Source organism: Kribbella sp. NPDC051620, assembly GCF_044453825.1.
GTDB lineage: Bacteria > Actinomycetota > Actinomycetes > Propionibacteriales > Kribbellaceae > Kribbella.
In genome coordinates this window covers 260,638-273,106 of record NZ_JBITDB010000008.1, presented here as the reverse complement: position 1 = coordinate 273,106, position 12,469 = coordinate 260,638, and the positions used below count along the sequence as shown (strand labels likewise).

At 66.0% G+C, this 12,469-nt stretch carries 10 protein-coding genes; 2 read left to right on the top strand and 8 right to left on the bottom strand.

The window, feature by feature from the left end; translation table 11 throughout:
- Window positions 1-4: 4 nt before the first annotated feature.
- The 6 genes from groL to ACIA12_RS36280 form a co-directional block, all read right to left on the bottom strand.
- Window positions 5-1,654, bottom strand: a complete 1,650-nt coding sequence (groL, locus tag ACIA12_RS36305) for a chaperonin GroEL (protein WP_396371877.1) — start codon at window positions 1,652-1,654, stop codon at window positions 5-7.
- A 19-nt stretch (window positions 1,655-1,673) separates the two neighbouring features.
- Window positions 1,674-2,732, bottom strand: coding sequence for an amidohydrolase family protein (locus ACIA12_RS36300; RefSeq protein WP_396371876.1), 1,059 nt, complete (start codon window positions 2,730-2,732; stop codon window positions 1,674-1,676).
- Between the two features lie 86 nt (window positions 2,733-2,818).
- The gene (mimD, locus tag ACIA12_RS36295; protein ID WP_396371875.1) at window positions 2,819-3,175 is read right to left on the bottom strand and encodes a propane 2-monooxygenase effector subunit MimD; all 357 of its coding nucleotides are present in this window, start codon (window positions 3,173-3,175) and stop codon (window positions 2,819-2,821) included.
- Window positions 3,172-4,269, bottom strand: a complete 1,098-nt coding sequence (locus ACIA12_RS36290; protein WP_396371874.1) for an aromatic/alkene monooxygenase hydroxylase subunit beta — start codon at window positions 4,267-4,269, stop codon at window positions 3,172-3,174. The genes mimD and ACIA12_RS36290 overlap by 4 nt, the downstream gene beginning before the upstream one ends.
- A 9-nt stretch (window positions 4,270-4,278) precedes the next feature.
- A complete protein-coding gene (locus ACIA12_RS36285) occupies window positions 4,279-5,301 on the bottom strand; it encodes a 2Fe-2S iron-sulfur cluster-binding protein (RefSeq protein ID WP_396371873.1) in 1,023 nt (340 codons plus the stop codon).
- A gap of 79 nt (window positions 5,302-5,380) precedes the next feature.
- The gene (locus tag ACIA12_RS36280) at window positions 5,381-7,033 is read right to left on the bottom strand and encodes a hypothetical protein (RefSeq protein WP_396371872.1); all 1,653 of its coding nucleotides are present in this window, start codon (window positions 7,031-7,033) and stop codon (window positions 5,381-5,383) included.
- 121 nt (window positions 7,034-7,154) lie between these two features.
- Here ACIA12_RS36280 and ACIA12_RS36275 point away from each other — a divergent pair, with 121 nt between their 5' ends.
- Together ACIA12_RS36275 and ACIA12_RS36270 are read left to right on the top strand one after the other, a co-directional pair.
- The gene (locus tag ACIA12_RS36275) at window positions 7,155-8,939 is read left to right on the top strand and encodes a sigma-54-dependent Fis family transcriptional regulator (RefSeq protein WP_396371871.1); all 1,785 of its coding nucleotides are present in this window, start codon (window positions 7,155-7,157) and stop codon (window positions 8,937-8,939) included.
- A gap of 45 nt (window positions 8,940-8,984) precedes the next feature.
- Window positions 8,985-9,854 carry an aminoglycoside phosphotransferase family protein gene (locus tag ACIA12_RS36270; protein WP_396371870.1) on the top strand — a complete coding sequence of 290 codons (870 nt, stop codon included), beginning with the start codon at window positions 8,985-8,987 and terminating at the stop codon, window positions 9,852-9,854.
- Here the strand turns inward: ACIA12_RS36270 and ACIA12_RS36265 are convergent.
- Both ACIA12_RS36265 and ACIA12_RS36260 read right to left on the bottom strand, forming a co-directional pair.
- Window positions 9,843-11,159 (bottom strand): hypothetical protein, encoded by a 1,317-nt coding sequence (locus ACIA12_RS36265; protein WP_396371869.1) that lies wholly within the window; start codon window positions 11,157-11,159, stop codon window positions 9,843-9,845. The two genes, ACIA12_RS36270 and ACIA12_RS36265, sit on opposite strands and share 12 nt — an antisense overlap.
- Window positions 11,160-11,164: 5 nt before the next feature.
- Window positions 11,165-12,454 (bottom strand): aspartate aminotransferase family protein, encoded by a 1,290-nt coding sequence (locus tag ACIA12_RS36260; protein ID WP_396371868.1) that lies wholly within the window; start codon window positions 12,452-12,454, stop codon window positions 11,165-11,167.
- Window positions 12,455-12,469 lie beyond the last annotated feature (15 nt).

The window sequence follows — 12,469 nt, the reverse complement described above, 5'->3', positions numbered from 1 at the left end:
GCATTCAGTAGATGTTGGAGGGGCGGACCATGCCTTCGGCCAGGTCGCCGAAGCCGGGGGCGATGATGGCGCCTGGGTTGCCGAGGACTTCTTCTACGATGGCGGTTTCGGTGGTGATCAAGAGGGCGGCGATGGAGGCGGCGCTCTCCAGGGCGGAGCGGGTGATCTTGACCGGGTCCATCACACCGAAGTCGAACATGTCGCCGTACTGGCCGGTGAGGGCGTTGAAGCCTTGGCCTACTGGGAGTTCGGAGACTGTCTTGACTACCTCGTCGCCGTCGTAGCCGGCGTTGATGGCGATCCAGCGAAGGGGTTCGGCCAAAGACTGGCGGACGATTTCGCGGCCGATGAGGGCGTCGCCGGTTAGTTCGAGGCGGTCGAGGGTGTCACGAGCTTGGGTGAGGGCTGAGCCGCCGCCGGCGATCACGCCTTCCTCCAGCGCGGCACGAGTCGCCGACAACGAGTCCTCGACGCGGTGCTGCTTCTCCTTGAGTTCTACGCCGGTGGCAGCGCCGACGTGGATGACGGCGACGCGGCCGGCCAGGCGGGCGATACGGAGTTTCAGGTTGTCCTCGTCGTGGTCGTTCGTGGCACGCTCCAGTTCCTTCTCGAGCTGGTGCAGGCGGGCTTCCACCGACGCGGGATCGCCCGCGCCGCCGACCATCGTCGTACCGTTCTCCGTGATGGTGATGCGGCGGCACGAGCCCAGGTCGTCGGCCGTCAGCGAATGCAGGTTGACGCCCGAGTCCTCGCTGACCACACGACCGCCCAGTACCGCCGCCAGGTCCTCCAGCTCCGCCACCCGCCGATGTCCGAACCCGGGCGCCCGCACGACAACCGACCGGAACGTGTCGTGCACGTTGTTGCTGACCAGCATCTGCAGCGCCGGACCGTCGACGTTCTCGGCCAGGATCACCAGGGGCCGGCCCGACCGCGTCACCAGCTCCAGAGTAGGCATCAGCTCCTGCAGCTGGCTGATCTTCTTGTTGGTGAGCAGGATGTACGGATCGTCGAAGACGGTCTCCATCCGGTCCTTGTCGGTCACCATGTACGGCGAGATGAAGCCGTGGTCGAACTCGATCCCGTCCACAACATTCAACGACAACCCGTACGCCGGTGACTCCTCGACCGTCACGACACCGGTCTTTCCGACCCGCGCCATCGCCTCCGAGATCACCGACCCGATCTCCGGATCGTCGTTGGCCGACAAGGTTGCCACGAACAACAGATCCGTCTGCCCGCCCACCTCCGCGGTCCGCTCATGCAGCGTCCGAACGATCACCGCGACGGCTTCCTCGATCCCCCGGCGCAACTGCATCGGGTTCGCGCCCTCGTCGACAGCGCGCAAGCCCTCCCGCACCAGCGCCTGCGCCAGTACGGTCGCGGTGGTCGTACCGTCGCCGGCCACCCCGTTGGTCTTCATCGCGACTTCCTTGACCAGTTGCGCGCCCATGTTGGCGAACGGGTTGCGCAGCTGGATCTCCCGCGCGATCGTGACGCCGTCGTTGGTGATGGTCGGCGGTCCGGTCAGCTTCTCCAGTACCGCGTTGCGCCCCTTGGGCCCGAGCGTCACTTTGACCGCGTCGGCGAGCGCGTTCACGCCCTGCTCGAGCAGTTGCCGCGCGTCGGTGCTGAAGCGTAGATCCTTGGCCATGGCGAGATCCTTCCGGGATTCAGGAGACCTGGACCGGCGCGGAGCCGATCGGCTTGTCGGTGACCTCATCGCTGACCTCGCCGGTGACCTCGGCGGCGATCCGCAGCTCGGCCGGTACGTCGAGGTCGTACAGCTTGGCCGCGTTGAGGCCGAGGATCTTGCGCTTGATGTCCGGCGTCAGTACCCCATACTCCGACTGCATGTCCTCGGGGATCTGGAAGTCGACGAACTTCTCGACCAGCCATTTCGGCTGCCAGATGGCGTAGTCGCTGGCGAAGGTGATCCGGTCTTCGCCGATCCAGTACAGCAACTCGCCGATGATCTGGGCGAAGTACCGGGGCCGGCTGTGGATGAACGGCATGGCGACCGCCAGACCGCCGTACACGTTAGGTTCCTGGGTCGCGATCCAGCAGAAGTCCTCCAGCCGCGGCAGCCCGACATGCTCGACGATGAAGTTGAGCTCGGGGAAGATCGAGGCGGCGTAGTCGATGTCCTGGACGTCGAAGGCGTCCCGGTTCAACGGGTAGATCGTGGGGCCCTTGTGGACATGGATGTTCTTGATGCCGAGCTCGACGCACTTGCGCAGGTACGGCTCGGCCTCCGGGTCGGACAGCTTCCAGCCCTTCGAGTCGCCCTTCCACTCGGCCGTGTAGAGCTTGACGCCCTGCAGGTTCCAGCGGGCATGCAGCTCTTCCAGCTTGTCCAGGCCGGCCGCGCCGTCGCGGGGGTCCCAGGCACCGTTCGTGATGAACTTGCCCGGGTTGTTCTCCATCACGGCGCCGTCGCGCTCGGTGGTGTTGAAGCCGTCGACGTAGAAGTCGGTCAGGTACGTCGGCTGGAAGATCGCCTTGTCCACGTAGCCGATCTCGAACAAGTCGTGCAGCAGGTCGGCCTCCGAGTACGCGCCGAACTTCTCCGCCGTCCAGACGTACTCGGCCGGCGACAGGTTGCGGTGGTAGTCGTAGAAGCAGTTGGTGAAGCCCTCGCCGTACCGGTTCTTGTTGTTCTCCGGCCGGCCGTTCCAGAAGTGCACGTGACTGTCGACGATGTAGTACTTCTCGCCGTTGCTCTCGTACATCTCAACACCCGCCGTTCTTGTTCTTCATGTTTTTTGCCTCCCTGGCAGGCAGTGCCCGGGGCCGGTCAGGGCCCCGGGCAACGAGTTCAGCTCGGGACCTCGACGAGGTCGAAGTCGATGTACTCCGCGGCCTCCTCCGGACTGGAGAAGAGCATCGTCTTGTCGTCGAAGTGGACCATCCGCCCGTAGTGGGTGGACATGATCTCCTCGAAGTCGGACTGGTCGAAGTCGGCGCCGAGCGCGTCGGAGATCTCGGCGAAGTCGAAGGTCAGGCTGCCGACCCCGTCGACCCGGATCATCGACGGGTACTCGGTGATCTCGACGTTCTCCTTGGCGCCCATGATCTGGGCCACCACGTGGCCGTTCTGGTTGTTCATCAGCGTGACGCCGCACATGTTGGAGAAGCTCCGGTCGGCGGCGCCGAACTCCTTGGTCTCGCTCACTGGTCCAGCTCCTTCGGTACGTCGAGGTCGAGGTCGGCCAGCACGCTGCGCAGACCGTCCTTGGCGGCGGCCAGCGAGTCGGCGAAGGTGACGACCTTCTCGTTCGGCTGCGACCAGATCGGCTGCAGCTCGTGGGCGGCCCGCAGGCTCTGCGGCACCCAGGTGGCCAGCCATTCGCCCAGTACGGCCTTGTTCTCCGTACCGTGCTCAGGGTCCCGGGTGAGCAGCGAGAACAGCGCCCGGGTGTACCCGAGGTCGCGGCTGTAGTCGTTCTCGCCGGCCCCGACGATGGTCGGGGTGATGTAGTCGCCGTTGCGGGCCGACACCTGCATCAGCAGGTCGGACCGGAACAGCACGCCGACCAGCGACTCGAAGACGATGTTCGTCGCGAACAGCGCCTCGGCCCAGTCGCCGATCGCGGTCAGCCGCTCGACGTTCTCGCGGACGCCCTGCCAGACCGGGTCGGACTGCCAGACCTCCCGGTGCACCTGGCCGTCGAAGTCGATGTCGGACTCGGCCAGGTCGAGGTTGAACAGCGCCAGGTCCTGGGCGAACCGCAGCTTGTGCGCCGCGTTCACGCAGATCGCGTTGTTGATCATGTTCGTCGGCGCCGACCGCTGGGCGGCGGTGAAGACGTGCATGCCCAGCCCGTTCTCGGCATGCATCCAGGCGCCGAGGTTGCGCTGGATGAACTTGGTCCAGGCCGGGTTCCAGTGCGAGTACGCCTTGGCCCGCTTGGCGTTCTCCAGGCTCAGCCCGATCTGCCGGACGACCGCCGCGTTGTTGCGGTAGATCGTCTTCTCCCATTCCTCGTTGGGATCGCGGAACTGATGCCAGTTCGACGACACCAGCCGGGTCCAGTCCTTCGGATACCCACCGGGCGAGTTCGCGAAGCCGTAGATCCACCCCTGCGACAGGTGCCGATCCGGGTCCGGCTGTACGTCGAAGGTGACGTCCTCGTACGTCGTCGCGCGGGCCTTGGCCGGCTTGTAGTAGTTGTAGCTGCGACTGGTGGAGCTCGGGAACGTGAGCGCGCCGGCCTCGGAGTCGGTGAACTCCGGGTGCGGGAAACTCCGTTCTTTCGTGTCTGCCATCTCGATCTCCTACTCCGCCACCGAAGTGGTGAACTTGTCGTAGTGGATGTGCTCGCGCGGTACTCCGGACATCTCCAGCAGGTCGATCGCCGCATCGACCATCGGCGGGGGCCCGCACAGGTAGGCGTCGCACCCGGCCAGCCCTGGCTCCAGCCGTTGCACCACCTCCGTCACGAACCCGGTGTGCTCCCAGTCGTCCGGCCAGCTCTCCGACAGGACGCCGACGAACTTGAAGTCGGGCAACTCGGCCCCGAGCTCCTCGATCTGGTCGAGGTAGAACAGGTCGTCGACGGTCCGGGCGCCGTAGTAGAAGCGCACCGGCCGATCGATGCCGTCGGCAACCACGTGCCGGAGCAGCGACAGGATCGGGGCCAGGCCCGCTCCCCCGCCGATGCACAGGATCGGCCGGTCGGACGCCTTCTTCAGCGTGAAGGTGCCGTACGGTCCGTCCAGCTCGAGTTCGTCGCCGACCGCCAGCCCGCCGTCGAGCAGGCCGGAGAAGTGCCCACCGGGGTACTTCTTGATCAGGAACTCCAGCGGGTCGCCGGGCAGCGTCGCCATCGAGAAGGACCGGTGCGCGTCGTGCCCCGGGATCGCGATGTCGGCGTACTGGCCGGGTTTGAAGGCGAACTTGTCCGGCTCGACCAGGTCGAGCCGCAGCGACACGATGTCGCGGGTGACCGGCTCGATCGCGGCGATCCTGGTCCGCAGGTGCTGCAGCGGGACAGCATTGCGGAGTTCCTCCTCGTCGTAGTTCATCAGCTCGACGGTCAGGTCGGAGTAGGCGTGCGACTTGCAGAGCAGGATGTAGCCCTCGTCGCTCTCGTACTCGGCCAGCGCGAACGTCGAGTACCGGTCCATCTGCACGTCGCCGTCCAGCAGGAACGACTTGCAGGCGGCACACTGGCCCTCCTTGCAGCCGTGCATCAGCGCGATGCCCTGCCGGAAGGCCGCGTTCAGGACGGTCTCGTCCTCGTCGACCTCCATCTCGAGATCGACGGGCTCGAACCTGACCACATGTTTGTCACCCATCGACTGCTCCTCAAGGGCTTGTGCGACCGGTGGCGGCGGGTGTTGCCAGGGTCCGCCGCCACCGATCTGCTTGCTGGGGTCAGGCGACGGCCGGCGCGGGCCGGCCACCAGGGCCACCCGCCTTGTACGCCGCGACGTGCGCCTCGCGGTCCGCGTCGGACATCTCGTTGAGCAGGATGTTCGGGCTGGCGAAGTTGATCCCGCGGACGTCGTCGAGCGTCCACAGCTTCTTCTGATCGTCCAGATCCAGGTGTGGCTGGGGGATCAGCGTCTTGCCGTCGTCACGGACGTACCCGAGATCCTTGATGATGTCGGCCAGGTCCCGGTTGTGGTGCAGGGTCTCCCACTCCCGGTGCCCGGTCAGCCGGCCCATGTTCGGCGTCGGCCGGCCCTCGTACTCCGGCCGGAACGCCTTGATGTCGGTCCAGGCGCAGGTCTCGGAGCAGTACGTGCGCCACTGGCCGTCGACCTTCTCGGTGACCATGTCCTCGCGGATCAGGGCCGGCACCATGCAGGTCCAGCAGCGGTGCGGGTACTGGTAGTCGACGTCCTCGAACGCGATCGGCTTGTTCTTGCCCGGGTACCGCAGGCGGTTGTAGTTCTCCCACCACTTGCCGTACTTGTTGTACCAGCCCGGGTACTTGAACTCGAACCACTCGAAGTCCTCGTCCGTCATCGGGTCGATCCGCCAGTAGTTGACCGGCCAGCCGGTGGCGAAGAACTGGGCCACCTCGTGCACGTAGCCCTTGTTGTAGATCCGGTTCCAGGCCTCCTCGACCAGGTCGTGCGGGATCTTCAGCCCGTACTTCTCCAGCGGGATCAGGTAGCTGCGGTAGTAGTCGTCATAGATCCACCGGCGCCACATCTCGGCGTAGGAGTCGCGGTCCTTGCGGCGGTCCTTGGTCCCGTACTCGATGAAGGTGCCGATCGCCGCGTCGACGACGCAGTGGTTGTTCCACCAGGCGTAGCGCAGATCCCGCTCGAGCAGTTGCCGGTTGTCCTCGTCGGCCAGCGCCATCAGCAGGATGCTGTACCCGTTGCTGATGTGCCGCGACTCGTCGGACTGGACCGAGTGGAACACCGTCGGCAGCAGGTAGTCGCCGTTGGCGGCCGCCTCGTCGGGCATCGCGACGAACAGCGTGTTGGTGAAGGCGGTCTCGGCCACCACCGTGAGGTAGATGTTGGCCGCGGTGATCGCGTCGCCGGTGATGAACCCCTCGCCGAACTGCCGGCCGATGGTGCCCGCGTAGTTGTTCGCGAACGCCTTCTCGGTGATGTCGAACCCGGCCGGGTCGATGTAGTGGTTCATGTACAGCTTCTTCAGGTTCATCTGGATCGTCGAGTGCCGGACCTCGTCGATCATCTGCACCGCCAGCCCGTTGTGGATCTCCGGGTTCGGCACCGCGTCGATCGCCATCGGCATCGCCCGGGCCGCCGAGATCTCCGGGAACGGGATGATCGACAAGAACAGCTTCTGCCACTCCATCCAGCGCTGCTGGACCTGGCGGAACATGTTGCCGCGGATCGCGCCGTCCATGGCGCCGAAGACGCGGTTGTCCTTCTCCTCCTCCATCGGGAAGTAGGACCGCATGATCTGCTTCAGCGGGTCCTTCTTCGGGGCCTTGTCGAAGGTGTAGTCGGTTCCGAAGCGTGTCGCGGGAGTCGCGAAGGTGGGCTCCCAGGACAGTTCGGTGATCTTGGCATGCGCCTTGCTCAGACTCTGCCTGCTCACGGTCAGCCTCCTCGGGGGTTCAAGTGGACCGATCTCACCCCGGGTCAGGCCTTGCGCTTGTCTCAATCTGAGACACAGTGAGAAGGCGCACGCGCCTAGAGTGAGGGCCAGGGAGGCTTCTGTGGAACCAGCGCACTGGATCGACGCACCTCGGACTGGCCGGCTGTTGCAGCAGGCCAGGAACACCTTCCTGACCTCCGGGGACCTCGATCCCGGGCTGGTGCGCGAGTCGATCCAGGCGTCGTGGCTGCGGTCGTCCCGGCTGCGGGTGGACACCGACAACGTCGATCCGAGCTACCTGGGGCTGGAAGGCCCGACCCCGCTCGCGCTGTCGGCAGCCCCGGTGCTGAGCGCCTTGGCCGACGAGCTGGCGAACGAGTCGGTGAGCATCATCCTGACCGACCAGCACGGCCTGGTACTGCAGCGGACCTGCCCTGACCCGTCGCTGATCAGGCAGCTCGACCGGGCGTCCCTGTCCCCCGGCTTCAGCTATGCCGAGGAGCAGGTCGGTACGAACGGCATCGGGACCACCCTGGAGGCCGGAGTCCCCACGATGGTGACGGGGAGCGAACACTTCACCGGGCCGCTCGGTGGCTTCGCCTGCGCGGGGGCGCCGATCCACCATCCGGTGACGGGCTCGCTGCTCGGGGTGCTGGACCTGACCTCGTCGGTGTCTCATTCGAACGCTTTACTGATGTTCTGCGCGCGGTCGACGGCGCAGAAGATCGAGCAGCAGTTGCTCGCACGGTCGGGTGCCAAGGAGCTGGCGCTCTTCCGCGACTACCTGGCCGCGTGCCAGCACTCCAGCAGCGGGGTGATCGCGCTCAGCGGAGACCTGGTGATGATGAACAGCCAGGCGCAGCAGCGGTTCGACCCTGCCGACCAGACTGCACTCCTGGCACGGTCGCGCGACGCTTCGGGGTCGTCGGAGCAGGTGACGCTTGTTGCTGACCTGCCGAGTGGGTTGGTGGCTCGGTTGGACTACCGGCCGGCGTTTGCTGGTTCGGAGTTCGCTGGTGGGGTGTTGCGGATCCAGGTGCAGTCCGGGCTCGACTCGACCACGGGGGCGGTGCGCAACGTAGTACCGGTGATGCCTGGGCTTGCTGGGACCAGTGCTACCTGGTTGCGGGTGTGTCAGGCGGTGGACACCAGTCGGCGCAACGGCTCGTGGGTGGTGCTGGAGGGCGAGGTCGGTGTCGGCAAGATCGCCTTGCTGCGGTCGGTGAACCAGCTACGGAACGGCAGTGGGCACTTCCGGGTCATGGACGCGTCCGAGTGCGGTCCTGGTTGGCTGGACACAGTTGCTGATGAGCTGTCCGCTGATGCCGGGTCGCTGGTCATCCGGCGTGCGCATCTGCTCGACGCCGAGTCTGTCAGTGGGCTGTCGGAGCTACTGCTGGAGCACGACGAGCGCAGCGGGGTCTGGGTCGCACTGACGATGCGGAGCGAGCCGCGCAACCCTGAGGTGGATGCGCAGCTGCTACCGCACTTCTCGCACACCGTGGAGGTGCCGCCACTGCGGCATCACCTGGAGGACATGCACAAGCTGGTACCGCACCTTCTGGGCCGCCTCAACCGGGGCAACAACCTCAGCATCTCCCCCAGCGCACTGGCCCAGCTGATGCGCCTCCCCTGGCTCGGCAACGTCGAGCAACTCCGCCGCGTCCTCCTGCGGATCGCCCAGCAACGCCGCTCGGGCACCATCGACCTCGACGACCTCCCGGGCGAATGCCGAGCGACCACTCGGCGCCGACTCTCCCAACTCGAGTCGCTGGAGCGCGACGCCGTGGTCAAGGCACTCGTGATCCACCGCGGCAACAAGGACAAGGCCGCCAGCGACCTGGGGATGTCCCGGGCCACCATCTACCGCAAGATCCGCGACTACGGCATCAACCTGACCATCTGAAAACGCTTTGCCCCGACTCCCGGCCGCACTGGAGACTTGGCCGGGATGACTGACAACAGCGCTTCAGACGGTCGTGCCGGGATCGACGCGGGCCTGGTCCGGCGCTTGATCAAGGCCCAGTTCCCGCAGTGGAGCGACCTGCCGATCACGCCGGTCAAGGTCGACGGGTGGGACAACCGGACCTATCGGCTCGGTGATGCCCTAACCGTGCGGCTTCCTACAGCAGCCGGCTATGCGCCGGCTGTCGACAAGGAGGATCTCTGGCTGCCACGGCTCGCTCCGCAGTTGCCGGTCGCGGTGCCGGAGCCTGTGGGCAAGGGTGTGCCTGGCGAGGGGTATGCCTTCAACTGGTCGATCCGGCGCTGGCTGGACGGCTCTACTGCGTCGCTGGACCGCATCGACGACTTGCCTGGCTTTGCTGTCTCCGTGGCGTCGTTCATCCGCGCACTGCAGCGCTGTGACGCTACTGGTGGGCCACTGGGTGCGGAACACAGTTTCTACCGGGGTGCTTCACCTGTGCACTACGACGACGGCACCCGGCAGGCGCTGGTCGAGTTGGCCGGGCAGGTCGACGTCGCGGCCTGTACCGAGGTTTGGGAAGCGGCGATCAGCTCGACCTTCGCTGGGCCACCCGTCTGGTTCCACGGGGACATCGCGCAGGGGAATCTGCTGGTCGTCGACGGGAAGTTGTCGGCAGTCATCGACTTCGGTACTTCGGGAGTCGGCGACCCTGCTTGCGATCTGGTGATCGCATGGACTCTCTTCTCGGGCGAGAGTCGTGAGGCGTTCCGGCGTACGGTTTCGCAGGATGAGGGGACCTGGGCGCGGGCTCGCGGGTGGGCGTTGTGGAAGGCCCTGATCACGGCCGATCTGTACGTCGTCGAGCAGGTGCTGGCCGACTCGTCAGGGCAGTAGTTCGAGAACCTTGGCGATGATCGTGAGTGCCGGAGTGGCGATGTCGGCCGCCTTGCTGACGGTGGTCTTGATTCGGTCCAGTTGTCTGCGGGTCTTGATGGTGTCGGGAGTCCCGCTGTCCAGCTCCCCGGCTACCTCGTTGATCAGTTGGGCGACTTGTTCGCGTTGATCGTCGGTCAGTTGCTCGCTGTCCAGGACCAGTCGCAGCAGCGTGGTGAGGTCTGTACCGGTGGGGTGGCTGTTCTGGAAGTCGGTGATGACGGTGTTGACCGGCCGGTTGATGAAGGTCGTCTGGCCGTGGAAGTTGAAGTTCTCGGTCATTGCCTGTCCTCCGGTGTGAATGACGACGGTCGCGCCGTTGAACTCGTAGCCTCTGGCGGCCGGCACCAGCTCCGCCCGTAGTCGCTGCTCGGCCGCGGCCAGCCGCCGCACGATCCCGCCGCTCTCGTCCGGATCCGCGCTCTCGATGGTCGCCGACAGCTCGCCGAACAGCCGGCGGAACGCTGCCATCGAGGTGGCCCCGAGCGGGAAGACGTACTTGTCGCGGCCGTACGGAAGCAGGACGAGACACGGCAACTCGCTCGCCGGTACGCCGAGTTCGCGGGCCACCTCGTACGCGCCGAGCTTGTCGTACGGCGTCCACTTCAGCCACCGCAGCGCGGTCAGCATCCGGTACTCCTCCGGGCTCAGCCGGTCCTTCCAGTACCGCTTGGCCGTCCGCCAACTCCGCGGCCGCTCGAAGACCGAGATCTGGAACAGCTCACCGGACAACGTGTTGAGCTCGTCGAAATGCGTCCGTACGAAGGTCGCCAACTCGACATCCGCGTCGGTGTAGAGCAACACCCCGCGGATCTTGCGAGCCCGCCGCCTGGCCCGATCCGAGTACTGCAACTGGGCGAAGACACCGGCCGGATCGGGGGCCGGGATGAAGTCGTACATCCCCTTCATCGGATGCTGGACGGTGAGCACCACCAGATCCCCGTCCAGCAACCCAGCCGCCGAGACGGTTTCATCCTCTGCGAACGGCTCGTCGGTGGCCGGATCGGACAGCCAGGTCCGGATGCCGTCGACACCCGAGGCCTGGCCGGCTTCCCTTGCAGCGGTCAGCGCCAGCACGGTCAGCTCGCGGATGTTCGTAGTACCGGAGACCTCGACCGTGCAGGCAACCATCGCTCCGTCGAGCTGTTGCCACCGGTCGTCGGCAGTGCCGAGTCTTTCCATCGCGAAAGCGACCTCGGCACCGAACGGTGACGAGGCCGCCTCGACGGCGTCGCCCTCGCGCAGGGCGACGAACAAGCGCGTCAACTGGGTCAGCGCAGGGTGTTGAAGGAGTCCCGGATGATCTCCAGTGCCTCCGTGGTCTCCTCTTCGGTCAGTGTCATCGGTGGGGCCATCCGCAGGACGTTGCCGTACAGGCCGCCCTTGCCGAGCAGCAGGCCGCGCTCCATGGCTTCCTGCTGGAGCTTGACCGTCACAGCCGCGTCGGGCTTGCCGTCGGCCGGATTGATCAGCTCGGTGGCGAGCATCAGGCCCTTGCCGCGGACGTCGCCGAGCTCGGGGAATTCGTCCGAGATGCCGCGCAGGCCGTCCATCAGCTGGGCGCCACGCTTGGCGGCGTTGGCCTGGAGGTCGTTGTCGAGGAGATACTCGATCGTCGCCTTGGCCGCGCTGGTGGAGATGGGGTTGCCGCCGAAGGTCGACAAGCTGTTCGCGCTGAGGCTGTCGATCAGCTCCGGCTTCGCGACGACGCCGCCGATCGCGAACCCGTTGCCGAGACCCTTCGCGAACGTCATCGCGTCCGGTACGACGTCATGCGCCTGAATCCCCCAAAAGTGGTCCCCGGTCCGGCCCCAGCCGGTCTGCACCTCGTCGGAGATGAACAGGATCCCGTACTCGTCGAGCACCTCCTTGAACGCGGCGTACAGGCCGTCGGGCGGGGACGAGAAGCCGCCGACGCCCTGGATCGGCTCGACGATCATGCACGCGACGTCGCCCGCGGTACCGGTGTCGATCACGTTGCGCAGGTCGTCGACGCAGACCTTGATGTACTCTGCGTCCGGCAGGTCCTTGAACGGGCTGCGGTAGCGATAAGCGCCCTGCACGTACTGCACGTTGACCGGCGACAGGCTGCTCGCCGACCAGCCGCGGTTGCCGGTGATGGCGACGGTGCCGAAGCCGCGGCCGTGGTACGAGTTGCGCATCGCGAGCACCTGGTTCGAGCGGCGCTTCTGGGTGGCGAACAGCATCGCGGCCTCGTTCGCCTCGGTGCCGGAGTTGGTGAAGAACACCTTCGCGTCCGGGATGCCGGACAGCTCGGCGATCTTCTCGGCCAGCTCGATCTGCCGGCGGATCAGGTAGACCGTCGAGGTGTGCGCGATCCCGGTCGCCAACTGCTCGCGGACCGCGTCGGAGATCTCCGCGATGTCGTACCCGATCGCGTTGGTCAGGATGCCGGCGAAGAAGTCCAGGTACTCCTTGCCCTCGCCGTCGGTGACCCGGCGGCCGGACCCCTTGACGATCTCGATCGGCTGCTCGTAGTACAACGCGAGCCACTCCGGCATGACGGCCTTGTGACGCTCCCACAGCTCCGCATGTGTCATGACTCATCACTACCT

Bases quoted from the DNA above. Each gene is read 5' to 3' on its own strand.
- groL (WP_396371877.1), bottom strand. From the start codon at position 1,654: ATGGCCAAGGATCTACGCTTCAGCACCGACGCGCGGCAACTGCTCGAG.
- ACIA12_RS36300 (WP_396371876.1), bottom strand. From the start codon at position 2,732: ATGTACGAGAGCAACGGCGAGAAGTACTACATCGTCGACAGTCACGTG.
- ACIA12_RS36290 (WP_396371874.1), bottom strand. From the start codon at position 4,269: ATGGCAGACACGAAAGAACGGAGTTTCCCGCACCCGGAGTTCACCGAC.
- ACIA12_RS36285 (WP_396371873.1), bottom strand. From the start codon at position 5,301: ATGGGTGACAAACATGTGGTCAGGTTCGAGCCCGTCGATCTCGAGATG.
- ACIA12_RS36270 (WP_396371870.1), top strand. From the start codon at position 8,985: ATGACTGACAACAGCGCTTCAGACGGTCGTGCCGGGATCGACGCGGGC.
- ACIA12_RS36260 (WP_396371868.1), bottom strand. From the start codon at position 12,454: ATGACACATGCGGAGCTGTGGGAGCGTCACAAGGCCGTCATGCCGGAG.